This window comes from Streptomyces sp. NPDC029164, from assembly GCF_055563995.1.
On record NZ_JBVHWW010000001.1, the window covers coordinates 1 to 23,730 of the forward strand.

The following is a 23,730-nucleotide window of genomic DNA, read 5'->3' on the forward strand; positions in this document are numbered from 1 at the left end:
CGCGGGTGATCGGTGCGACGAGTACCCGCACGACGTTGATCGTTGGTGGGCTGCTCCAGGCGGTGGCGACGTTGAGTCTGGTGGCGTTGGGTGAGTCGTCGTCGTCGATGTGGTTGTTGCTGGTCGCGACGTTCGCGGGTGGTGTGGGGAACATGCTGGTGATCGTCGGGTTCATGGTGACGGCGACGACGGGTCTGCCGGATCACGAGCAGGGCATGGCGACGGGTCTGGCGACGATGACGCAGCAGATCGGTATCACGATGGGTACGCCGATCATGTCGGCGATCGCGGCGGCGAACACGGACATCCATGCGGGTATCACGACGGCGGTGATCGTGAACACCGCGATCGTGGTCCTCGGGACCCTCACCACCGCCCTCTTCCTCCGCAACAAGCAGCCCCGCAACGGCAACTAAGGCAACTCCGCCTTGTGACAGCCCTGCCGCGGCGGCGAACGTTGGCCCCAGGCACGGAGGGAAGGAAACCCGATGGCAACACCCACCCACGCGGCCGCCGGAAACAGCCGTGTCGCGGTCCGCTGGGAGCAGGCCCGCATCCCCTCCCCGTCCGGTCCGGTCCCCGCCAGGGTGTACCGACCGGGGACATCAGCGCCACAAGGGTGGCTGGTGTGGGCCCACGGCGGCAGCTGGCGCGCCGGATCCGCCCAGGACTGGCACGGCCCGACCGCCGAACTCGCCCAGTCCTCCGGATTCGCCGTCGTGAGCGTCGACTACCGGCTCGCCCCCGAGGTACGCCACCCGGCCATGGTCGAGGACGTGCTGTCCGCCCTCGACTGGGTCCGGGAGCGGGCCGGGGCAACCGCTCCCGTCGCCGTCGGCGGAGACAGCGCGGGAGCCACCCTGGCCGCCTGCGCCGCGCTCGCCTGCCGCGACCGCGCCCTTCCCCTCGCCGCCCAGGTCCTCGCGTACCCGCCGCTGGACCCCGGCTGCACCGCGGCCTCCTACCACCGCTTCCCCGACATGTTCCCCACGGCCGCCTACCTGATGGCGGCCTGGCAGGACTACCGGCAGCCGGGCCGGCCCGTGGCCGCGGACGGCACGCGCCTCTACAGCACCCCCTTCGAGGCGTCCGACCTGCGCGGAGTCGCAAGCGCCGTCATGGCCACCGGCGACCTCGACCCCGTGGGTGACGACGTGCACCAGTACGGGCGCCTGCTGCGGGCGGCCGGAGTGGAGGTGACCCTGCGGGAGTTCCGGGAGACGGGCCACGGGGCCTTCCTCCACCCCGGCCGCCCCATGGGCGGTCATCCGACGGTGTCCCTGCGCGGCTGGCTGGGCCCGGCCCTGCACCTGCTCGCCCAACCGGACACCGCCGGCGCCTGAGGCCACCCGGCCCGCTTCCCTGTTCCCTCCCCTTCTCGTCCCTCCCGTCCTTCACCTCACAAGGAGCTGACATGACCCCCGACGTCCCCAACCTCGACGCCCTGCTCCGGCACTTCGCCGACCTGCGCGACGGCATCCACGGCGGAGCCGTGACCCGCCCCGACAAGGAGGAGCACTTCCGCACCGCCGCACGCCTCCTGGACCCGTACGCCCGCCAGGCACTCGGCGAGCTCAACGAGGAGCTGCTCCTCGGCCAAGGCGTGGTGGACGCGAGCGGGGTGCAACGCGCCGACGACGGAAGCCTCTTCCACGCCTGGACCCTGTGGTGGGACGAGCAGTCGGCCGCCGACATCCCGCCTGTGACCCTGTACGCGCACTACGGCGCCTCCTTCCACCACCCCCACCTGCGCGGGGCGACGGTCTCCGAGTGGCCGCTGAACGTCTTCGACGACGCCCAGGCCGCCGCCGAACTGCCCACGCTGCGCGCCATCGCCGCCGCCGACCTCCACAACCTGGTCTTCGAACGGGACTTCAGGATCGTGCCCGCGACCATGGCGGGTGCCACCGGTGTCCCCGCCCACCAGCACTGAAAGGCCATCCCTCATGACGAACCTGCGACTGTCCGTGCTCGACCAGACCCCGGTCGGCGAGGACCACACCCCGGACCAGGCGCTGCGCGCCTCCGTGGACCTCGCCCGTGTCGCGGAGGACCTCGGCTACACCCGGTATTGGGCCGCCGAGCACCACGGCTCCCCCGGTTTCGCGAGCAGCGCGCCGGAGATCCTCGCGGGGGCACTGCTCGCCCACACCTCGCGGATGCGGATCGGGACGGGCGGCGTGCTGCTGCCCCGCTACGAACCGGCGAAGGTGGCCGAGGTCTTCGGCGTGCTGGCCTCCCTCTACCCGGGGCGGGTCGACCTCGGCATCGGCCGGGCGGGCGGCCCCGCGCGGGACTTCCCGCAGCGGCTGGCGGAGCTCCGGGTGCTGCTGGGCGAGGGGGGCGTCGTACCGCACGCACCGGTCCCGCCGCAGATGTGGCTGCTGGGCGCGGGACGCGAGTCGGCACGGCTGGCCGGCCTGCTCGGGACCGAGTTCGCGTTCGGGCACTTCTTCTCCCCGACCGGGGGCCGGGAGGCGTTCGAGGACTACCGCGCCGAGTTCCGGGCGGCCACCGGCCGCCGGGCGGGCGGTGCGCTCGCCGTGCGCGTGGTGACCGCGGACAGCGCCGGCCGCGCCGAGGAACTGGCCCAGAGCCTGCTGCTGTGGCGCGCCCGCAAGGACCTCGGCCAGGACGCCCCGCTGCCGTCGTACGAGACCACGCGCCGTCACCGGTGGACGGGCGCCGAGCTGGAGCGGGCCAAGGTGCACCGCCCCGCGCTCGTCTCCGGGGCGCCCGAGCAGGTGCACTCCGTACTGACGGCCCTCGCCGGCACCCACGGGGTGGACGAGCTGGTCGTCAACACCCTGACGGCCGACCCGGCCGACCGGCGGCGTTCGTACGAACTGCTGGCCGAGGCCTTCGCCCTTCCGTCGTCCCTCCCGGCGGCGGCCCGCCCGGAAGCCGCCGTGGGAGCGTCCCTCTCCTAGCGTCCGTCAGAGGTAGAGGTCGATCGTGAAGCGCCGCACGCCCGTGCCGATCGTGTCGGCGTGGACCGAGCCGCGAGCGCGGTCGACCATCCCCTGCACGGACAGCCGGCCGCCCGGGAGGGTGTGGGTCACGACGCACACCTCCGCGCCGCCGCCGATGGTCCGGGTGGTGGTGCAGGTGCCGTTGGTCTCGCCGACGCTCGTGTGGAGAACGTCCGCCCGGCCGGTCCTTTTCTGCCGGTTTGAATCCCCTCCGATTTCGGGGGCGAATTCCCTTTCCTGGTTTCATTTCGGACGAGCGAACGGAAGCGGCTTCCCCACAAGTGCAAGCGTCTTCACAACCGGAATTCTCCGGACAAATATCTGCGTCGAATATTCCTTGACGTGACGACATGCCGCACACGTAAAGTCCGTGCGGTCGGCGCCAGTTGACGCCGTCCGAGGTTTTGTCGCATTTAGTTCAGGAGATGCAGTGAAACGAAGTAGACGCATATCTGCGTTACTCATCGGTATGGTGGCGACCTCATTGGGAGCGGGGCTGCTGCAGCTGCCCGCGGCCGCGGCCGAGCCGGCTCCGTCGGCCGCCGCGGGCTCGCCCGCTCCCGAGACCGACAAGTCGTCCGTCCCCTCGGCCGACCGCGAGAAGGTACTGGGCAAGGGCTGGCAGAACTCCGGCGACCTGGCGTGGACGACCACGTCGGACGCCCAGGGGTTCCACATCCTCACGGCCAATGAGAACGCCGGATACGCATGGAAGACCGTCGCCTCGCTCGCCGAGCCCGGTCTGGACGCCGACGCCTGGATCGGCAACGCGTGCGTCACCGGCTCCGGCAGGCGGGCCGTCGTCGTGTACGCCCCGCGTACGTTCACCAACAAGCCGCAGCTCATGGCGCGCGGCGCGTTCACGGCCGTGGTCGAGCTGGACACCGGCAAGGTGACCAAGCTGGACCTGCGCGCCTCGCTCTCGTACTACAACCCGGGCTGCGGCACGGGGGAGAGCGCCGTGTTCACCCAGTCCGGCGGTGACGACAAGAGCGGCACCCGGCTGGTGACCGTGGACGCGGTCACCGCCAGGCTCGCCGCACCGGTCGAGGTCACCGGTCAGGTCACCTCGGGCGTGCCCGCGGACGGGGCGGTCGTCGCCGCGAACGGGGCGCAGATCGTCAGGATCGACGCCCAGGGCCGCAGCCGGACGCTGGCCCGCACCGCGTCGGTGCCCTACCGGCTGAGCCCCGACGCCGACGGCGGCATCACCTTCCTCGACCAGCAGCCGCGGAAGTCGGCCGCCGACCGCGGCACCACCCAGGTGCGGCGCGTGGCCGGCGGCAAGACCAGCACCCTGGGGGAGGGGCCGCTGACCAGCACCGGACTCGTCCGGGCCGGCGGCGACGTCTACATCACCGGTGACGCCAAGGCGGCCACGTCGCTTCCCGCCCGGGTGAAGTCCCTGCCGGGCACCCCCAAGGACGCCCTGGTCTCGACGGGCGGCAAGTCCGTGGTCCAGCGCACCGAATGGGCCGACGCCAAGGACTCCACCCTCCAGCCCGAGTCGGCCCTCGACGCACGGCCCGTGAAGATCGAGCTGTCCGTACTCGACACCAAGAAGAAGGTCGGCTTCACGGCCGACCCGCTCGCGGTGATCCCCGACAGCTGGAAGCAGGGCCGCGACCCCGCTCCCGCCGCCGGCCGCAAGACGGCCAAGGGCGCCGATTCCGCGGCGCCGTCGGGCGCCACGTCGACGGCCGAGGCCACCGCCTCGGCAGCGGCCGCGGCCGCTGCGAGCTCGCCCACCGAGATCGTGGAGTCGGACCGGACCTGTTCCGTTCCCCGCAACGACCCCCGCAACCAGGCCATGCAGCCCAAGCCGCGCCAGGTGGAGTGGGCGGCGGACCAGGCCGTCACCGGGTTCCTCAACACGCACATCGAGCGCCCGGCGAACTGGAAGAACCTGGGCATGCCGGCGTACATGCCGCAGTCGCTCTTCCTGAACCCGCCGCTCGCGGGGGGCGGCAGGGTGCCGGCCCAGGTGCTCCTGGGCATCACCACCCAGGAGTCGAACATGTGGCAGGCGGCGCGCAGCGCCGTCCCCGGTGTCACCGGCAACCCGCTGATCGGCAACTACTACGGCATCGACTACTACGACGGCACGTCCGCCAACGACTGGGACGTCAACTTCGCCGAGGCCGACTGCGGTTACGGCATCACGCAGGTCACCGACCACATGCGGATGGCCGGCCGTGAGGACGGCCACGGCGGGGCCGCCTGGCCGTATCAGACGCAGCGCGCGGTGGCGCTCGACTACACCGCGAACATCTCCGCCGGTCTCCAGATCCTGATCGAGAAGTGGAACCAGACGTACAACGCCGGGATGAAGCTCAACAACGCCAACCCGGCGAAGCTGGAGAACTGGTACTTCGCCCTGTGGGCGTACAACTCCGGTTTCCACCCCCAGGGCGCGGCAGGTGAGCCCTGGGGTCTGGGCTGGTTCAACAACCCGGCCAACCCCGAGTGGGACGCGGCCCGCCCGCCGTTCCTGGAGAACTGGAACGGCGACGAGGACGCCAGCGCCGCGGCCCGCCCGCAGCACTGGCCCTACCCGGAGAAGGTACTGGGCTTCGCCGCGCACCCGCCGTCCTTCCTGGAGTCCCCGGGCAAGATGGTGCCCGCCTTCATCGCCTCCTACTGGAACGGCACCGCCGCCCCGGTGGACGCCCCGGGAAGCGCGAAGTACAACCGCGCGCACGTGAAGCCGCCGGAGAACCTCTTCTGCACCGCGGCCAACAACTGCGACCCGGCGAGGATCGGTGACACGGCGACGAACGACACCACCACCTCCGGCCCCTGCGGCCGGGCGGACTTCAAGTGCTGGTGGTCCGGACCGGCCACCTGGAAGGAGGACTGCTCCGCCTCCTGCGGGTTCGAGTTCATCCGCTTCAACTCCACCTACCCGGAGGAGGCCGACGGGACGCCGTACGCGCCGAACTGCTCGACCTCGGGGCTGCCCTCGAACGCGCTGGTCATCGATGACGTGCCGGACGGCACCCCGTCCGTACGCCCCAACTGCGGGAGGCCCTGGACCAACCAGGGCAGCTTCGGCATGACCTTCTCCAAGTCCTCCGGCGAGACCGTGTACCCCTCGAAGGTGGACCTGCACCAGCTGGGTGCCGGCTTCGGCGGGCACTTCTACTTCGGCCACACCCGTGCGTCCGACGTGAAGGGCGAACGCCTCAAGATCACCGGCACCTGGACCCTGAACAAGAGCCTGAACCAATGGGCCCGCGTGATGGTCCACATGCCCGACCACGGAGCCCACACCCGGCAGGCCAGATACCAGGTCTCCACCGCGAGCGGCGTCTCGTTCCGAGCCGTGCCGCAGCGCATCAGATCCAACAAGTGGGTCTCGATCGGCGTCTTCCAGTTCAACGGCGTTCCGCAGATCAAGCTCGACAACATCGCCCAGGACGGAACCGGGGACGAGGACATCGCCTGGGACGCCGTGGCCATCCAGCCGCTGGCGGCCAAGCCCGAGCACATGATCGTGGCGATGGGCGACTCCTACTCCTCCGGTGAAGGAGCCTCGGTCACCGGCGGCGGCGAGTACTACCCGGAGACGGACTACGGCGGCGACCAGGGTTCGGCACGCAACGCCTGCCACCGCTCGAAGAACGCCTGGATCCGTCAGGCCGGCGCTCCCTACGACTCCGGCATCGGGCGGACCTTCGGGTCGCGGGCCGACAACTGGGGGGACTCGGGCAGCATCGACCTCCAGTTCATCGCCTGTTCCGGTGCGAGAACCCATCAGCTCCTGTCCGGAAACGGTGAAGGCCCGACGAACGCCTGGGGGAAGAAGGGCGGGTCCTCGTACGGGGAGCTGCCCCAACTGGACAAGGGGTACCTCGACAGGAACACCACGCTCGTCACCCTGTCCATCGGGGGCAACGACGCGGGGTACTCCGAGGTGATCAAGAAGTGCATGCTCCTGACCTTCCCGACCTCCAACTGCTTCGACGATCCGCTCGACGGGGAGAGCGAGGCGATGAGGACGGCCGTTCCGAAGACCCTCGCGACGAAGGTCCGCCCCTCCATCGTGACCACCCTCAAGGAGATCGCACTGCGGGCGCCCAACGCGAAGATAGTTCTCATGGGTTATCCCATGTTGTTCTCCAATGGTGTGAACTGTGCCGGCGCCCCGTTCGTCAACGCCGCCGAGTACGCGGATTTCGGGACCGTGACCAACACCATGGCGACCGAGATGGGCAACGCCGCGGCCGACGCCCGCACGGCCGGAGTCCGGGTGGTGTTCGCGGATCCCAGAGTCGCCTTCAACGGAAAGGGAATCTGTGGGACCCCGGAAACCATCCACGGTATCGTCAACGACAAGACGCCGGGTGACAAGCCGGGTGATCCGGTTTCAGCGCAGGGATTCCATCCCAAGACCACAGGCGCCACGATCTACGCCGGAGTCCTCAACGAGGCTCTGAAGCCGTGACGTTCTGACGGCTCCACCGCTCCACCGGTGCCCGAGGCCGCACACGGCCTCGGGCACCTTCCCATCGAAAGGCGGACCATGCGGGAACTCGCGGGCGCGGCCGGTGCGGCGGCCACCGGGGCGCTGACCGGAATCGCGGTATCCGGAATATGGAATTGGGGCTTCCGCAAAGACGCGAAAGTGTGCGAGGACGCTTCGAGCGTCTGCGTCACGTACTACCCGCTGTACGCGGTCGGCCTGGCCGTCGCGATCGTCCTCGTGTTCGTCCCGGTGGGCCTGTGGATCTCCCAGGTCCGCCCCCTGCAGGTCAGCGTCCCGGTCTGCCTCGTGCTGACGGCGTACGTCCTGCTGCGCTCGGGTGACTGGCTGTACGCCCCCGGAAGCCCCAGCCTGCGGGTCACGTGGCCCTTCGTGCTGATCTGTGCGATCGGACCGGCCCTCGTCGCCATCGCGCGCATCCGGCGCGTGCAGGTGCCCGCGCTGTCCGTGCTGGGGATCCTGATCGTGGTTTCCCTCTTCGCCGGGTCCTGAGGGCAGAATCTCCCACCGTGGTCAGTGTCTTCGGAACGGGGAGTGCGGAATGCGCGTGGTGCTGTCGGCCTACGATTCGCGCGGGGGCGTCGAGCCGCTGGTGGGTCTCGCGGTGCGGTTGCAGGAGCTCGGCGCGGAGGTGAGGGTGTGCGCGCCGCCGGACGAGGAGTTCGCCAAGCGGCTGGCCGGGGTCGGCGTGGAGATGGTGCCGACGGGCCAGTCGGTACGCGCCCTGGTGACCGGGAAGACGCCGCCGTCGCCCGGGGGCGTGCCGCGGCGGGCGGCCGATCTGGTCGCCGCGTTCTACGACAACGTCAGCGTGGCGGCCGAGGGGTGCGACGTGCTGGTCGCGACCGGGCTCGTGCCGGCCGTGGCCGGTGTGAAGGCCGTCGCCGAGAAGCTGGACATCCCCTACGTGTACGCGAGTTACCAACCGGTGAGCCTGCCGTCGCCGCACCACCCGCCGATGCCGCGGCCGGGCCGGCCGCTTCCGGAGGACGTGACCGGCAACCGGGAGCTGTGGGACCGCGACATCGAGGACGCCCAGGCGGTGTTCGGCGAGGCGATCAACACCCACCGGGTGTCGATCGGCCTGCCGCCGGTGGACAACGTCCGCGATCACGTCTTCACCGACCGCCCGTGGCTGGCCGCGGACCCGGTCCTGGCCCCCTGGCAGCAGCCGGCGGACCTCGACGTGGTGCAGACCGGCGCGTGGGTCCTGCCGGACGAACGCCCGCTCCCCGCCGACCTGATGGCGTTCCTCGACGCCGGCACACCCCCGGTGTACGTGGGCTTCGGCAGCATCCCCATGCGCGACCCGGAGGGCGTCGCCCGGGCGACCGTCGAGGCGATCCGCGCGCGGGGCCGCCGCGCGGTCCTCTCGCGCGGCTGGGCCGACCTGGCCCTGACAGACGACCAGGACGACTGCTTCGTCGTCGGCGAGGTCAACCACCAGGCGCTGTTCCGCCGTACGGCCGCCGTCGTGCACCACGGCGGCGCGGGAACGACGACGACGGCCACCTGGGCCGGCGCGCCCCAGGTGGTGGTCCCCCAGGGGGCGGACCAGCCCTATTTCGCCGGCCGGGTGGCCGAGCTGGGCATCGGCGCGGCACACGACGGTCCGACCCCCGCCTTCGCGTCCCTCTCGGCGGCGCTCAAGACGGCCCTGACCCCCGAGACCCGCGCACGGGCGACCGCCGTGGCCGCCGCGTTCCACACCGACGGGGCGATGGTCGCGGCGAAGCTGCTGCTCGACGCGGCCGGCTGAGCGACAGGCCGGCCGGCCGGGGTTCACCCGATGTCGAAGAAGAAGGTGACCCAGACCAGCACCACGGCCACCATCACGAGGGCCGCCGCACCGAGCGGGACCCCGATGCGGGCCCCGGCCGGTGCCGGCACCCCGTCCCGCCGCGAACGCCGCAGGTCGGGAAGGCCCCACACGATCGCGCAGATGCCGAGGGGCAGAACGAAGTAGAGGGGTACGAAGCGGATCAGGGGCGGGACGGCCTCCGGCAGGAACGGGCAGCCGATCGCCCCGACAGCGGCGATGCCCAGGAGCAGTGACCCCATGCCCGTGGACCGCGGTTCTGCCTCGTGGGCCGGTGTGACGGCCTGCTCCGTGGAACTCATGGGAACAGGCTAGGCGGAGGGCGATCGGCGCACCTGGGGGCGGCTACTCAGACTTCCCTGAGTAGCCGCCCCCGCCTCCTCAGGGCTGGCGCTTCCACAGCGTCACTTCGGTGAGGTAGGTCGGGACGGTGTACTGCTTGCTGGTCGACGGCTCGATGGAGACGATCTTGACCATGGCCAGGTTGCCCTTGGTGGTGACCGTGCACAGCAGGTCGCCCTGGACGATGGCGCTGTCCGCGCCGGACAGGTCCGAGCTCGGCAGCCTGTCGGGGATCGGGTTGGTGGCCGCCCCGGTCTCGCACTGTTCGGGAGTGGCTCCCTTGCTCTTCCCGAACGGGGTGCTGCTCTTGACGTCGATGTAGCCCATCGCCAGCTCCTGGTCCTTCCAGCCGATCTCGCCGAACGGGGCGACCTTTGGGAAGTCCAGGTCGACGTCGTAGACCTTGCCGAACTCCCGGCCCGCCAGGAGCTTCAGGGGCTTGTCCTTGAAGACGGCGGTGTAGACGGGGGTGGCGGCCGGGGCGGAGGCCTGCGGCGCCGCCGCGGATCCGCTCGGCTGCGACGCCGGGGCGGCGTCCTTCGGCCGGTCCGCCGTCTTCTGCTCGCCGTCGCGCGCGGTCGAGCCGCCGCCGTCCTCGCGGGTGAGGTACCAGGTGCCGCCCGCGATCAGGGCCACCGCCAGCACCCCCGCGCCCACGACCAGCGGCAGGCGGCCGCGGCCCGCGGACGCGGGGGCAGCCGGGGCGGCGGCGGATGCGGCGTGGGCGGGCGCCGCGTAGGCGGGGCTCGTGGGGGCGCCGTAGACGGGGGACCGCGGAGGACCGCCCACCGGCCCCTGCGTCGGCGCGTACGCCGGGTGGGCCGGTCCGGAGGCCTGCGTGGGGGCGTACGCCGGCCGGGCCGGCTCGGGGGCCCGGGTCGGCGTGTACGCGGGCTGCGGGGGCGTCTGGGCCAGCTGCTCGCGCCGTGCGATCGCCGCGGCGACCGGAGCGGGCAGCCAGTCCGCGAAATCGCGCAGCTCGCGGCCCGCCGACTCGCGGCACCACTCGGCGATCTCGGCGGGCAGGGGCCGCTGCGCGGGATCGGCGGCCAGGCAGCGCTCCAGCAGGGGCCGCAGCGCGTCCGGGTACCCGCTCAGGTCCGGCGCCTGCTGCGGGGTGTTGGCTATGGAGGCGGCGATCGAGATGCCCGCGCCGTCGCCGTACGGGTGCCGGCCGGTGGCCACGACGGCGGCGATCAGACCCAGCGCGAAGATGTCGGTGGCCGGAGTGACCTGCTTGCCGAGCGCGTGCTCGGGCGACATGTACTGCGGGGTCCCGATGAACCCGCCGCTGCGGGTCAGTTGGGTGGTGTCGGTGGCCCGCGCGATCCCGAAGTCGATCACCCAGGGACCGTTCGAACCGAGCAGGATGTTGCTGGGTTTGAGGTCGCGGTGCACCACCGAGGCGGCGTGTACGGAGTGCAGCGCCTGCGCGGTGCAGCCGATCAGCTGGAACACGGCGGGCAGCGGCAGCGGTCCGTGGGTGGCGAGGGCCTCGTCGAGCGGCAGACCCGGTACGAACGCCGTGGCTAGCCAGGGCTGTTCGCCGCTGGTGTCGTGGTCGAGGACCGGCACGATGTGGTAGCCCTGCACCCGGCGGGCCGACTGCACCTCGTGCTCGAACCGGGCCCGGAAGTCCTGCTCCTGGGCGAACTCGCGCCGGATGACCTTCAGCGCGACGGGCTGGTTCCCCCGGGTGCGGGAGAAGTAGACGCAGCCCATGCCACCTTCGCCGATCTTGGCGAGCAGCCGGTAACCGGCTATCTCCTGCGGGTCGTTCGGCCCCAGCGGGCCCAGCACGGCGCGGTCGGCGTTCGACATTCGTGTCCCCTCGTTGATCACGAAGGAAGATCGTAACGGGCACCTGCCCACGGCCCGGCCCGTCTGGTGCCCGGTCCGGTGCTCCGTGCCTCCCGAGTGCGCTCTGGTGGCGCCGCCGGGGCCCCGCCAGCCCGACGCGCTCAGCCGGCAGATCCGCGCAGACCTGATCAGGCTCAGGGACGCGGGCGCTCCCGCCCCCGGTTCAGGGCGTCCAGGATCTCGGCACGCGTGGCGCTCAGGAGCATCCGCCAGGCGTCGTCCTCCTCGGTGCCGGGCGGCAGGTCCGCGAACAGGTCGGCGGCCTCCGTGATCTGAACGAGGGCCTCGGACCACAGCTCCAGGTCCTTCGACAGGCCGGCCCACACGACGAGACACATGAGGAGGACGGACCGCAGGGACGAGTCCGGGGCGTCCCGCAGTTCCGCGCGCAGATGACCGGCCGCCTCCTGCGCGAGCGGCCACGCGGCACGCGGATCGTTCACCTGGGACAGCCGTTGTGCCAGGGCGACGAGCTGGCCGGCGAAGTACGCGCGGTACATCCGGCCGTCGGCCTCGTACAGCCCGCGCAGGAGGCCGGCCGCTTCCCGGGCGTACGGGACGGCCTCCGCGGGGCGGTCGAGCGTCGCCAGGACGGTGTCGGCGAACCCGGCCGTCTCCGCCAGGTGCAGCGCGTGCGGAGCCGAGCCGTCCTGCGCCAGGGCGGAGCGGATCCCGTGGGCCTGGAGGGCCGCGGACAGAGCCTCCTCGAACCGCTCCTGGTGGTGCAGGCGGATGGCCAGCCCGTGCAGGTTGAAGGCGTGGAGGCGCTGGTACGCCGAGGGGTTGCGCCGCGCGAGTTCCTCCGCGATGGCGCACGCCCTCCGGGCCGCGTCGAGGGCGCCCGCGGCGTCACCGGTCGCGTCGAGCACCATGCCCAGGTTCTTCAGGGCGATGGACACGTCCTCGTCGAACCTGCCCGGGTGCACCCTGTGGAGCTTCGTGTACCGCTCGGCCGCGTCACGGACGTACGGCAGCGCTTCGCGGGACCGGCCGCTCTGGTAGAGGAGGAGGCCGTAGTTGTCCAGGGACGCGGCGAGTTCGGCCTCGGCCTCCGGGCGGCCCGAGCGGGCCGTGCGCCGGCGCAGCCGCAGACCCTCCGCGGTGTAGGGCTCGGCCTCCGGCCCCCGTCCCATCTCCATGAGCGCCATGCCCAGATTGCTGAGGGCCATGGCGTAGTCGTGGACGGGCAGGGTGACACCGGAGTGCCGCAGCTCACGGAAGAGCCGGATCCCCTCGGTCATGAGCTCCACGGCCGGCTGTTGCCGGCCCGTCCGGTACATGGCGATGCCGAGATCGGCCAGCGCACCGGCGAGGCGCAGCCTGTTCGACGGCGAGCCCTCGTCCGGCAGGCTCCTGCGGATGCTCACCGCGGAACGGAACGAGGCCACCGCCTCCCTCCAGACTCCGGCCTGGACCAGCCTGGTGCCCAGCGCCTCGTGGAGTTTCGCCCGCTCGGCCGGGCTGTCGCTGAGGCGCAGCCGGTGTTCCGTCAGCACGCGGCCCAGCGCCGCCGCACCGGGTGCGGAGTCGATGTCCTGGTGCCGGGGCAGACACTTCTCCACCGCCTCCAGCGCGGGAAGGTCGACGCTCGCGATCTCGGTCAGGGCGGCCACCACGGCGCCGCCGGCCTCGACGGCCAGCTGCGGCCGCGCCCGCAGGAGCGGCCACAGCTCGCGCTCGGCGACGTGCGGCCAGCGGCGGGCGGTGTCCGCCAGGACCGACAGCGCGGACCGGGTGTACGGCACGGTCTCCGGGGGTGGCGGCTGCGCCTTGCGGCGGAACCAGTTCAGGCCTCCGGCGGCCGGGGAAGGGCCCTCCTCGGGCCGCAGCAGCCGGCCGGCCGCTCCGGTCGCCCACGGGTCCGGTACGTAGCCGGCGCACGCGTGACCGGCCGTGGACAGGGCGAGGAAGTCCTCCGCGAGCCGGTCCGGGTACAGCGGTTCGAGTACGACGCCGGCCGCCGGATCGCGCGGCGGGTAGCACACGGCGTGATCGTCGACGACGACCGACGCGGAAGCGCCGGACAGGCCGATGCGGTCCAGGGCCGTGGCGGCCTCGGCGTGCGGCAGGGGCCCGGTCAGCGCGGCCGTGTGGACGGCCCGGCGCATGATCCGCGGCTCGGTGGAGACGCGGCCGTTGTCGTGGAGGCTCAGCCAGAAATCGTGTTCGCGGTCCAGCAGGTAGCGGGACAGGCCCACGGGATCGCGCGGTTCCGTGAGCCCCAGCCGGAAGCTGTCGAGCGCGACGAGTGCGGCCATGTGGAGGGTGAGGGCCACGTCGTACGCCTTGCCGTCGAGGTCGGCGGGCACCGCGGGCAGGGGTGGGTTGCGGAGCCCGAGCGCCTTCGAGAACGCCTGGTGGGCGACGCGGTAGGAGATCTGCCGGTCGGTGTGGCTCGCGGCCAGCGAGGGCAGTTCGAGGGTGGGGCCGGGGTCGAGGCCGGCTTTGGCCAGACGGTTCTGCAGGGCGGGCCACCACAGGTTCGCGGATCGGGCGACGAGCAGGACGCGGCACTGCCGGGGGCGGTGCAGCAGGGGGTTCGACAGCAGCATCAGCAGGTCGTCGGCGGGCCAGCGGTCGGCGTAGTCCACGATCAGCAACAGCGTGCGCCCCGGGTCTCCGGGGGCGACGACCTGTTCGGCGATGGGGTCGCTCCGGTGGTGGGCGGCCCACACCGTCCATCCCCGTTCCGCGGAATCGGCGGCGAGCCGCCCCGCCAGCCGGGTCTTGCCCTGGCCGCCGGCGGCGTGCACGAGCGCCACCGAGCGCGCGCTCTCCTCCTCCCGCCACCGGCTCAGCGCGTCGAGTTCGCCGCCCCGGCCGTGGAAGGGCACCACGTGGTTCTCGGCGGCCAGCAGCCTGCTGGGCTGGTGAAGAGCGGCCTCGATCGACACGGGCCGGGGCGTGAGGTCGAACGGCGCCACCTGGTACACGGGCCGGCCACCTCGCACGTGGATGTCTCCGTGGAGGACGGCGTACACGGAACTGCCCGGCTCGGCGTGGATGTACTGGGACGCCTCCAGGGGAGGCTCGTCGGTGGACGACACGTCTCAGGGGCCTCAATCCGTGCGCCGGGACGGGTGCGGGGTGTCCTGCGGCCCCGTCATGAAGCGTCGTTCCTGTCGATACCGTCGTTCCTGTCGGTACCGCCGGCACGGTCGTTCCCGCGGTTGTCGACGTTCATCGTCCCGTACATCACGCCGTAAGTGGGGCCCGGTCCCTGGCCGTTGACGTGCATGACGTTCCTCGCCGGCCGCCCGCCGCGCCGCGCGGTGAGGGCCTCCAGCTCGGCGGCGGCCTGCGGATGCTCCGCGAGCCAGTCCTCCAGCCGGGTCCGCAGGGCCTCCGCCCGCTCGTCGCGGGCCGCCTGCCGGTCGTCCTCGGCGACGGCCTCCAGGGCGGCCGCGTCCTGGTCGAGCCGCGCCAGCAGGCCCGGCTCGGCGCTCCCGCCGCGGCTCTCACCGTGCCGCCTGAGGAGTCCGGCGACCCCGGAGCGCATGGTCTGCCAGGCGTCGGTGGCCGCCGCCGCCAAGATGGCCGTACTGCTGATGCTGGCCAGTTCCAAGAGTGCCGGATCCACGGCGAAGCCCCCGCCCCGTTCGATTACCGCTTGCAGTCATATGGTTGCAGAAGGTTTCCGGTCGCGACAGCGATGCGGACCGCGGCTATTCGTCGTCGCCGATCAGGGCCTCCTGGACCTGGCGGGCGACGGTCACGACGTCGGCGTCGCCCGGAACCCGGATGGTCACCGTGTCGCCGTTCGCCTTGATCTCGACCGTGACCCCGGTGGTGGACCGCCCGAAGTTGGTGCGGACGAGCTCCGTGAGCCGCAGGAAGGTGTCGGGCCCCTGGAGGAGGCTGACGGTGGCGGACAGGGCCGAGATGCCCACGATGGTGAAATCGGCCGCACTGCCGCGGCCCCCCGGCCGGATGGCCAGTCCTTCTGCGACCAGCAGATCGGCGATGTCCGACGGCATCGAAACGGCAATCATGAAGAAGGTCCTCTCGGTTGGTCAGTACGCCTGGAACGAGGCCCAGATGATGGGGTGGGGATCGCGGATCTCCTCGCCGTCGAGGTCTTCCCCGCGCACCGAGAACACCTTCCACTCGGTGAGCATCCGCAGCTGCAACCGTCTCAGCAGGTCCGCGTGGTCGCCGGCCCGCTGCCCGTCGAGCATTCCCCGGACGAGGAGGTCCTCGAAGGCCTCGGTGAAGGAGGCGTCGCGGATGTCGAGCGAGGTGGCGATCACCTGATCGGCGCCGGAGTGGATGACGCCCGCCGCGAGCCCCATGCCCTCGCCGCCGAGGGCCGATGCGCTGGAGCTGGAACAGCACGAAAGGATCACCCGCGTGGGCATCGGCAGGAAGGGCGTGCCGTCGTCGAAGGCCCCGAAGAGCTCGCCCGACTGTACGTACGTCTCCTCGGCCAGGGGCAGGGCCGACCAGGCCGGGTCGCTGTCGTGCACCCCGTGCCCGCGGTAGAAGAAGACCCCGTGGGTGGAGGGTCCGATCTCGTGCAGGGCGGCCAGCAGGGCGTCCTTGGTCCCGGGGCCGCCGGGCCCGGAGGCGGTCAGGAGCGCGGCCGCCTCGTTCACCACGGAGTCCGCGGTCCGCTCGCGCAGCGACCCGTCCGGGTTGTCGCAGGCCAGCAGGAAGGGCACGGGCGCGCCGGGCGGCAGCCGGAGGTCTCGGGACGCGCGCTTGAGCTGCGTCGGCGTGGAGGTCCACATCCGCAGGACCGCCTTCTCGATCAGCCGCTCCTCCGTGCCGGGAACCATCGTGATCGCCCAGGGCACGCAGGTGAGTTCGCGGGCCGCAGAGATCGTGAGCCGGAGCGGTTCGTCCGCGCAGGACCGCCGCAGCGCGTCGATGAGCGGCGGCGGCAGGAGCTGCCCGATGGTGCGGGTGATGATCTGTTCCTCCGCCGACCTCCAGCTCCTCAGCTGCGTGAACGGCTCGTAGAAGTCCCCGGGGCCGCGCTTGTAGGGGAACAGGCTCCACGTCTTGCGTTCGGAGGACTGGGAATGCCCGGCCAGGCCCAGCAGGACCGGCTTGATCCGGTCGAACTCGCGGAGGTCCTGGACACCGAACCCGGCGGGCCGGCCGTCCCGTGCGAGGAACCAGAAGAGGAGACCGTCCTCGATGTGGGTCGCCCAGAAGACGCCGTCGGGCAGCGCGTCGTCCAGTGGCCGGGCCGCGAGGCGCTGCGCCTCCTTCGGCGGCAGCGCGGTGCGGTAGTGGGGCAGAAGGCGGGCCTCGCCCTGGTAGGAGACGGGCTCGGGGAAGTGCAGCAGCGTCGAGTTGAGGGCGTCCTGGTACGCGGTGAAGACGGCCGAGGACACGACCAGGTCCTTGCCGCCCTCCGTACCGGGTCCGACCTCCTCGGTGGGGGCGGGTGTCACGGCCCTCCCGGCGTCCTCGCCGTCCGGGTTCTGCGTCCCGGCGTCCGCCGGGCCCGTCCTGGCCTCGATCCCGGTCTCGGCGAGCTTCTCGTCGTCGTCGATCTCGACGGCGGCGCCGAGCAGGGACTGGAGCCTGCACGACTCGATCAGCTCGGCGACCGTCCGTTCGTCCCCCAGGGCGACCGCCGAGACCAGGGCGGCCCGGCGGGTGGGCCCGAAGTTCTTCCAGAGGGAGAGCCGTTGGGTGTGCGAACACGCCCGGTACCGCTGCGCGTCGAGCTTCGCCCAGGCGGACAGGGCCAGGGCGAGGCCCTCCTCGTACCGCTCCAGCGTGGTCCAGATGCTCGCGGCCGCCTGTTCCAGCTCCCCGACCAGCCAGTCGTCGGCCTTGTCCGCGGCGAGCCGGGCGAGGGCGCCGGTGAGGAGGCCGAGGGCGCGTTCCGGCTGCGCGTCGGCGGCGAGGCGCTCCGCGAGGCAGGAGACGAGGTAGGTGTAGGGGATGATCCCCAGCTCGCGCACCCGCTCGATGCCCTCGCCCGCGGTCGCGTCGAGCAGGGGCTCCGGGTCCAGGATCCGGGCCGCGATCCGGTGGAAGGCGGCGGACGGGCCGTGCGTCGCGCCCTGGAGGATCTCCAGACCGTTCCGGGCGGCGGCGTGGTCCCCCTCCTTCATCGTGAGGACGACCATCTGGGCGTACGTGCGCCGCTTGTGGCGGGGTGTGCCCCAGTGGAGGGCGGCGCCGATGAAGCACTCGGACGCGGTCGACCAGTCCGCGCAGCGCACGTACTCGCGCCCCAGCAGCTCGTAGAGCCGGGCGAGATGGCGGTCCCTGGGCGGCAGCTCGCCGCGCTCCCAGGGCTGGTCGGTCATCCTGATGAGCATCGCCCGTACCCAGGAGTGCCCGGCGTTCCCCGGGTCCTTCGAGTCCGCGATGCTCAGCCCGCCCAGGAATCCGTCGAGTTCGAGCAGCTCGCGGTGGCGACGGGCCGGCAGGCCCTCGGGACGCTGCAGACAGGCGTCGATGCGCGCCGCCGTCCACCGGGTGCCGCGGGTGGAGAGTCCTCCGCGCAGCGGGAGCTTCCGGTCCCGGGCCATGCGCCCCGCCAGGACGAGAGCGCGGTCGTACGCCGTGAACCTCATGTGCTCCCCCGCGTGCCCGCCCATTGAGAGCAGCCATGGTGCCGCGCCCGAACGGCCGATACTCATGAAAACGGAATAGTCATACGAATAACACCGCGGAGGGCCGGCACCGGGGGACGCGGGTCCTGCCTCCGGGCGGCGGAACGTCGTGATCCGGCAGTCCGTAGGCGACTATCGGCCCGCTCGGAGCGGATGGCAGGGGGGATGCCGCCGTACGCCGTCTGACGCGGGCGGCTCGCGCTAGTGTGCGTACGTGAGCTCTCATGTCGTCATCGGTTTTGGGCCTGCCGGCGCGGCCACCGCCCGGCTTCTGGCCGAACGGGGCCATTCCGTAAAGGTGGTCACCAGGTCGGGCAGAAAACCGGAACCCGGAATCCAGCACTTCGCGTTCGACGCGACCGACAGCGCGCGGCTGACCGAGACGGCGCGGGGCGCCGCCGCGATCCACAACTGCGCCGCGCCTCCCTACCACCACTGGGCGCGTGCCTGGCCGCCCCTGGCCTCGTCGGTCCTCGCCGCGGCCGAGGAGACCGGGGCCGTCCTGGTGATGCTGGGCAACCTCTACGGCTACGGCCCGGTGGACGGTCCCCTCACCGAAGAGCTGCCGCTCGCGGCCACCGGCACCAAGGGACGGGTGCGCGCCGCCGTCTGGGAGCAGGCGCGGAAGCTGCACGAGCAGGGCCGGGTCAGGGCGGTCGAGGTGCGGGCCTCGGACTTCTTCGGACCCGGTGTGACCGACGGAGGCCACCTGGCCGGACGGGTCCTGCCACCGCTGCTGCGGGGCAAGCCGGTCTCCACCCTCGGGGACCCGGACGCGCCGCACAGCTGGACGTACCTCCCCGACGTGGCCAGGACCCTGGTCGAGGTCGCGGAGGAGGAGCGGGCCTGGGGGCGGCCGTGGCACGTTCCGACCGAGCCGGCGCTGTCGGTCCGGGAGATGGTCGGCCGGCTGGCCGCCCAGGCGGGTACGGGACCGGTCGCGGTGCGCCGGATCCCGCCGGCCGCGCTGGGCCTGGCCTCGCTCTTCTCCCCGCTGATCCGCGAACTGAAGGAGATCCGCCACCAGTTCGACCGCCCGTTCACCGTCGACGCGCACGCGTACGAGGCGGCGTTCGGCGGCAGGGCCACGCCCCTCGACGAACAGGTCAAGGAGACCGTGGACTGGTGGCGCGAGCGCCTGGCGGTCACCGGGTGACCGCGGCGACAGGAACGGATCCCACCGTGGACCCAAGGCGCGCGGCGCGCGACGACATAGCCGTCGTGGGGATGGCGTGCAGGTTCCCCGGAGCGCGCGATGTGAACCAGTACTGGCGGCTTCTGACGGCACCTCAGGCGCAGTTCTCCGCCATCCCGGACTCGCGCTGGCGCACCGCCGCCTTCCTCGGCGACGACGCCCGTGACACCTCCTCGGCCTACACGGACACCATGGCGCTGCTCCCGGACGTGGGCCACTTCGACGCCGCGCACTACGGCATCCCGCCGCGGCGGGCCAGGGCGATGGACCCCCAGCACCGGCTGCTGATCGACCTCGCCCGCGAGGCGATCCAGGACGCGGGGTGGGAGGCCGACGGCTTCGACCGCGAGGAGACCTCGGTGATCACCGCGCTCACCGAGAGCGGCTACCGCGAGCTCAGCACCCTGCAGATCCGGATGCGCCAGCTGGCCGGCGGCGAGTTCGGTGCGCGGGCGGCCGACCTCCGGTGGCCGGAGACCGTCCGCGCGGTCGACGGCCTGCACGGCACGTCCGTGGCCGGGCTGCTGCTCAACATGGGCCCCAACGCGATCAGTTCGGTCTTCGACCTGCACGGCGAGAGCTACGCGCTGGACTCGGCCTGCTCCGGTGGCCTCATGGCCGTGGCCAACGCCGTGCACGCCCTGCGCGCGGGCCGGTCCCGCATCGCACTCGCCGGCGGCGCCCAGCTGATACTCGCCCCCGATCTGCTGGTGGGGCTGTGCCGGATCGGCGCCCTCTCGCGCAGCGGAAGGTGCCTGCCCTTCGGCGCGCGGGCCGACGGCTTCGTCCTGGGAGAGGGAGCCGGGGTCCTGGTGCTGCGGCCCCTGTCCGACGCGCTGGCGGCCGGCGACCGGGTCTACGCGGTGATCCGCGGGGTGGGAACGGCCAACGACGGGACCGTGCACGGCGGTATGTACCCCCGTGCGGCCGGCCAGCTCCGGGCCCTGCGCCGCGCGTACCGGGACGCGGACCTGCCCCCCGACGCGGTGGGCTACCTGGAGGCCCACGGCACCGGGACGACGGTCGGCGACCCCGTCGAGCTGGGCGTTCTGAGCGAACTGCGCGGTGAGGGGGCCGCACCCGCCTACCTCGGGGCGGTGAAGGCGGTGATCGGCCACTCGCTCAACTCCGCCGGCATGGCCGGGCTCATCAAGTCCGTCCTGGCCGTGCAGCGGGGAGTGATACCGCCCCAGCCGGAGTTCGACCCGGCCGACCGCTCCGCGCTGGACGCGGCCCGGCTGACCGTAGCCACGGCGCCGACCCCGTGGCCGGAGGACGGCCGGCCGCGCCGGGCGGGGGTGAGCGCCTTCGGCTTCGGCGGCACGGGCGTGCACATGGTGGTCGAGGAGTGCGCCCCGCCGGCCCGCCCGGCGCCGGCCGCGGGACCGCACCGGCTGGTCCTCAGTGCCCGCGACCGGGCCGGGCTGGCCCGCTACGCCCGGGAAGTGGCCCACACCCTCACCGAGGACCGGCCGCCGCTCGCCGCGGTGGCGGACACCCTGGCCCGCCGGACCCCCCTCACGGAACACCTCGCCCTCGTGGTGCGGGACACCGCCGACGCCGTGGCCCGGCTGACCGCGGCGGCCGAGGCCGTCGAGGCGGGCGGCACCGGAGACCCCGGCCCGGGCCGGGAGGCCGTACCGGAGCCCCGTACGGGGACGGAGCGCATGCCCCCGTGCACCCTCCCGCCGAGTCCGCTCGCCCCGCGCCGGCACTGGGTCGTGGACGAGTCGGCGCGCGACCTGCCGGACCCCGCCGCGCCGGTCGAGCGGCCCGGGGAGGCGGAGCCCGCGGGCTCGCCGTGGCCCGCGGGCGCGTCCGCCGCGGCCGTCGTGCTCGAAGAGGTGTCGCGGACCGGCGTCTTCCCGCTCTCCGACGTGAGCGAACGGATGACGCTGGTGACCGACCTCGGCTTCGACTCCCTGATGCTCCAGGAACTGGAGGTCAACATCGGCAAGCGCGTACCGGGCTTCCGCACCGAAGAGCTCTTCACGCCCGGACTCACCGTCGGCCGGCTGATCGCCCTGGTCGATCCGGACCGCGCCGAGCCGGCGCCCCCCGCACTGCCGTCGCCCCGCGAGACGCCGCCGCAGTGGGGCGCCGCGACGGCGAGCGTCGACGACTTCCCCGAGGTGGGCCGGTTCGAGCAGCGCCTGGCCGCGGTCGCCGACAGCGGGGCGCAGTACCCGTACTTCCGCGTCCACGAGGGCAACGTCCGCGACACCACGGTGATCGGAGGGCGTGCGTACCTGTCCTTCGGAAGCTACAACTACCTGGGGATCTCCGGACATCCCGCGGTCAACGAGGCAGCGCACCGGGCGGTCGACCGGTACGGGACCTCGGTCTCCGCGAGCCGCGTGCTGTCGGGCGAACGGGAGCTGACGGTCCGCCTGGAGCGGGCACTGGCCGAGTTCCTCGGCGTCGGGGACTGCCTGACGCTGGTGAGCGGCCACGCCACCAACGTCACCGCGATAGGGCACCTCGTCGGCGCGCAGGACCTGGTGGTGCACGACGCGCTCGCCCACGACAGCATCCTCCAGGGCTGCGCCCTGTCCGGGGCGGCGCGACGCCCGTTCGCCCACAACGACATCGGGCAGCTGGAACACATGCTGCGGCTCAACCGGTCCCGCTTCCGGCGGGTGCTGATCGCCGTCGAGGGCGCCTACAGCATGGACGGCGACCTCGTCGACCTGCCCGCCGTGATCGAGCTGAAGAAGCGTTACGGCGCCCTGCTGCTGGTGGACGAGGCGCACAGCATCGGCACGGTCGGCGAACACGGCCGGGGCGTCGGGGAGTTCTTCGGCGTGGACCGGTCCGACGTGGACCTGTGGATGGGCACCCTCTCCAAGGCCTTCGCCAGCTGCGGCGGGTACCTCGGCGGCTCGGCCCGGATGGTGCGCTGGCTGCGCCACACGCTCCCGGGCTTCGTCTACAGCGTGGGCTTGACGCCCGCCAACGCGGCCGCGGCGCTGGCCGCGACCGAGCTGATCGCGGCGGAGCCGCACCGGGTCCGCGCCCTGCACGCCAACGCCCGGCTCTTCCTCGGCCTGGCCGCCTCGGCCGGTCTGGCCACCGGTTCCAGCGCCGACACCCCGATCGTGCCGTGCGTCCTCGGTGACTCGGCACGGACCCTGCGCGTCGCGGGCGGGCTGTTCGACCGCGGGATCATCGCGGACCCGATCGTGCACCCCGCCGTGGAGGACGGGCTGTCGAGGCTGCGGTTCTTCCTGACCAGCGAACACCGCGAGGACGACATCAGACGGGCCGTCTCGGTCCTCGCCGAGGAGGTGAACTCCACAGGGCACTGAGCGACTCCTCAGAACAGGGTGCGCTCGATCCGGCTGAGCACGGCGCTCCTGCCGGGGTCGCCGGCCTCGTCCGCGTCCGCCGCCGGGGGAGCGCCGTGCCGGTGTTCGGCGCCGCCCATCCGCTGGGAGAGCAGATAGGCGATGATCTCCGCCTCCTGCTCCTGGACGTCGTCGTACGTCGCGCGCAGGAGCATGTCCCGTACGAGTTGGGGGTCGAGGTTGGGGAAGAGGAGGCGGGCGGCCGCCTCGTCCAGCCCGCCCGCTCCTCGATGACAGCAGATGATGTGGCCCAGCTCGTGCAAGATGATGTGCTCCTGATGCGCGCTGGTCGTGTTGGCGTCGTAGAAGATGAGGTCCTCGTCGCGTGCGGCGACCCACATGCCGCACGGATGCGTGGAGGGCATCTGCATCGGGACGAGCGTGATCGGACGGTCGCGCACCTCGCCGAGGTGGCGGCACAGTCCGGCCACGTCGGTCACCTCGGGGAGGTCGAGTTCGGCGATCCGCCGGGCGCCGGCCTTGCGGAGCCTCTTGAGCCCGCTGCGCCGGTCCTGGTCGGCCGACCGTTCCTTCCGCGAGGCCCTCATTCGGGCTGGGAGGAGTCGGTGACGGGCGGCAGGCCCTGCATCTGCCGGTACTGGTCCATGATGGCCGTGATGGCCTGGAGGTTCTCCTTCTTCATCCCGGCCGCGCGCATCGCCACCGCGCGGACCCCGTACTGGCGCAGTGCCTCGATGGCGGCGACCTGGCTGAGCACCGACTCCGCGACCTGGTCGTCGAAGAAGTAGGCGACCGAAACGCCGAAGAAGCGGGCCAGGGCCGCCAGGAGGTCGGGTGAGGGGTTGGAACGCTTGCCCGTCCGCAGCTGCGACAAGTACACGCCCCCGACCTTGAGTTCGGGATGGGCGCGCTTCAGCTCCTCCGCCACCTCGGCATTGGTCCAGTGCTTGCCCTTGGGGCGAACCGTCTTGAACAGGTCGTCGAGGCGCACTGCGAGCAGGGGCCGGTCATCGGACCCGCTTTCCGTCCCGGTCATGGTGAATCTTCCTCCCGTCACCTCCTCGGCATAGCCCTTGGCTATCTGTCAGTCTCACAGATTAGCAGTCAGTTGACAATTGGCCGGGAATCCGCCACCGTTGGGGTCTCGCCGATAGCTGTCAGCTAAGT

At 72.2% G+C, this 23,730-nt stretch carries 18 protein-coding genes; 9 read left to right on the top strand and 9 right to left on the bottom strand.

What is annotated here, in order from left to right:
- The 4 genes from ACZ4VT_RS00005 to ACZ4VT_RS00020 form a co-directional block, all read left to right on the top strand.
- The coding region (locus tag ACZ4VT_RS00005) for an MFS transporter (RefSeq protein WP_467945084.1) at nucleotides 1-416 on the top strand (416 nt) is incomplete at its 5' end.
- A gap of 72 nt (nucleotides 417-488) precedes the next feature.
- A complete protein-coding gene (locus tag ACZ4VT_RS00010) occupies nucleotides 489-1,343 on the top strand; it encodes an alpha/beta hydrolase fold domain-containing protein (protein WP_467945086.1) in 855 nt (284 codons plus the stop codon).
- Between the two features lie 71 nt (nucleotides 1,344-1,414).
- Nucleotides 1,415-1,933: a hypothetical protein gene (locus tag ACZ4VT_RS00015; RefSeq protein WP_467945088.1), complete on the top strand. Its 519-nt coding sequence runs from the start codon at nucleotides 1,415-1,417 to the stop codon at nucleotides 1,931-1,933.
- A 13-nt stretch (nucleotides 1,934-1,946) separates the two neighbouring features.
- Nucleotides 1,947-2,930, top strand: a complete 984-nt coding sequence (locus ACZ4VT_RS00020; protein ID WP_467945090.1) for an LLM class flavin-dependent oxidoreductase — start codon at nucleotides 1,947-1,949, stop codon at nucleotides 2,928-2,930.
- A gap of 6 nt (nucleotides 2,931-2,936) precedes the next feature.
- Here ACZ4VT_RS00020 and ACZ4VT_RS00025 read toward each other — a convergent pair whose 3' ends face one another.
- A complete protein-coding gene (locus ACZ4VT_RS00025) occupies nucleotides 2,937-3,062 on the bottom strand; it encodes a hypothetical protein (protein WP_467945093.1) in 126 nt (41 codons plus the stop codon).
- A 379-nt stretch (nucleotides 3,063-3,441) separates the two neighbouring features.
- Between ACZ4VT_RS00025 and ACZ4VT_RS00030 the strand changes: the two genes are divergently transcribed.
- From ACZ4VT_RS00030 to ACZ4VT_RS00040, 3 genes are all read left to right on the top strand, one after another.
- Nucleotides 3,442-7,419: a golvesin C-terminal-like domain-containing protein gene (locus ACZ4VT_RS00030; protein WP_467945095.1), complete on the top strand. Its 3,978-nt coding sequence runs from the start codon at nucleotides 3,442-3,444 to the stop codon at nucleotides 7,417-7,419.
- A gap of 78 nt (nucleotides 7,420-7,497) precedes the next feature.
- Nucleotides 7,498-7,950 (top strand): hypothetical protein, encoded by a 453-nt coding sequence (locus ACZ4VT_RS00035; RefSeq protein WP_467945097.1) that lies wholly within the window; start codon nucleotides 7,498-7,500, stop codon nucleotides 7,948-7,950.
- A 49-nt stretch (nucleotides 7,951-7,999) separates the two neighbouring features.
- Nucleotides 8,000-9,217, top strand: coding sequence for a glycosyltransferase (locus tag ACZ4VT_RS00040; RefSeq protein ID WP_467945099.1), 1,218 nt, complete (start codon nucleotides 8,000-8,002; stop codon nucleotides 9,215-9,217).
- A 23-nt stretch (nucleotides 9,218-9,240) separates the two neighbouring features.
- Here ACZ4VT_RS00040 and ACZ4VT_RS00045 read toward each other — a convergent pair whose 3' ends face one another.
- The 6 genes from ACZ4VT_RS00045 to ACZ4VT_RS00070 form a co-directional block, all read right to left on the bottom strand.
- The gene (locus ACZ4VT_RS00045; protein WP_467945101.1) at nucleotides 9,241-9,579 is read right to left on the bottom strand and encodes a hypothetical protein; all 339 of its coding nucleotides are present in this window, start codon (nucleotides 9,577-9,579) and stop codon (nucleotides 9,241-9,243) included.
- Between the two features lie 79 nt (nucleotides 9,580-9,658).
- Nucleotides 9,659-11,440: a serine/threonine protein kinase gene (locus ACZ4VT_RS00050; RefSeq protein WP_467945103.1), complete on the bottom strand. Its 1,782-nt coding sequence runs from the start codon at nucleotides 11,438-11,440 to the stop codon at nucleotides 9,659-9,661.
- Nucleotides 11,441-11,613: 173 nt separating this feature from the next.
- Entirely contained in the window at nucleotides 11,614-14,526 is a 2,913-nt protein-coding gene (locus ACZ4VT_RS00055; protein ID WP_467945105.1) for a tetratricopeptide repeat protein, read from the bottom strand.
- A gap of 56 nt (nucleotides 14,527-14,582) precedes the next feature.
- Nucleotides 14,583-15,059, bottom strand: a complete 477-nt coding sequence (locus tag ACZ4VT_RS00060) for a hypothetical protein (protein ID WP_467945107.1) — start codon at nucleotides 15,057-15,059, stop codon at nucleotides 14,583-14,585.
- An 85-nt stretch (nucleotides 15,060-15,144) separates the two neighbouring features.
- On the bottom strand, nucleotides 15,145-15,471 hold the full coding sequence (locus ACZ4VT_RS00065; protein ID WP_467945109.1) for a hypothetical protein: 327 nt from the start codon (nucleotides 15,469-15,471) through the stop codon (nucleotides 15,145-15,147).
- 21 nt (nucleotides 15,472-15,492) lie between these two features.
- A complete protein-coding gene (locus ACZ4VT_RS00070; protein WP_467945111.1) occupies nucleotides 15,493-18,021 on the bottom strand; it encodes a CHAT domain-containing protein in 2,529 nt (842 codons plus the stop codon).
- A 253-nt stretch (nucleotides 18,022-18,274) separates the two neighbouring features.
- Here ACZ4VT_RS00070 and ACZ4VT_RS00075 point away from each other — a divergent pair, with 253 nt between their 5' ends.
- Nucleotides 18,275-19,216 carry an NAD-dependent epimerase/dehydratase family protein gene (locus ACZ4VT_RS00075; RefSeq protein ID WP_467945113.1) on the top strand — a complete coding sequence of 314 codons (942 nt, stop codon included), beginning with the start codon at nucleotides 18,275-18,277 and terminating at the stop codon, nucleotides 19,214-19,216.
- Nucleotides 19,217-19,242: 26 nt separating this feature from the next.
- Nucleotides 19,243-22,563 carry an aminotransferase class I/II-fold pyridoxal phosphate-dependent enzyme gene (locus ACZ4VT_RS00080; protein ID WP_467945115.1) on the top strand — a complete coding sequence of 1,107 codons (3,321 nt, stop codon included), beginning with the start codon at nucleotides 19,243-19,245 and terminating at the stop codon, nucleotides 22,561-22,563.
- A gap of 8 nt (nucleotides 22,564-22,571) precedes the next feature.
- Here ACZ4VT_RS00080 and ACZ4VT_RS00085 read toward each other — a convergent pair whose 3' ends face one another.
- Nucleotides 22,572-23,150, bottom strand: coding sequence for a toxin (locus ACZ4VT_RS00085; RefSeq protein ID WP_467945117.1), 579 nt, complete (start codon nucleotides 23,148-23,150; stop codon nucleotides 22,572-22,574).
- Nucleotides 23,147-23,599, bottom strand: a complete 453-nt coding sequence (locus ACZ4VT_RS00090) for a helix-turn-helix domain-containing protein (protein WP_467945119.1) — start codon at nucleotides 23,597-23,599, stop codon at nucleotides 23,147-23,149. Before ACZ4VT_RS00090 ends, ACZ4VT_RS00085 begins: the two co-directional genes overlap by 4 nt.
- Between the last annotated feature and the right edge of the window lie 131 nt (nucleotides 23,600-23,730).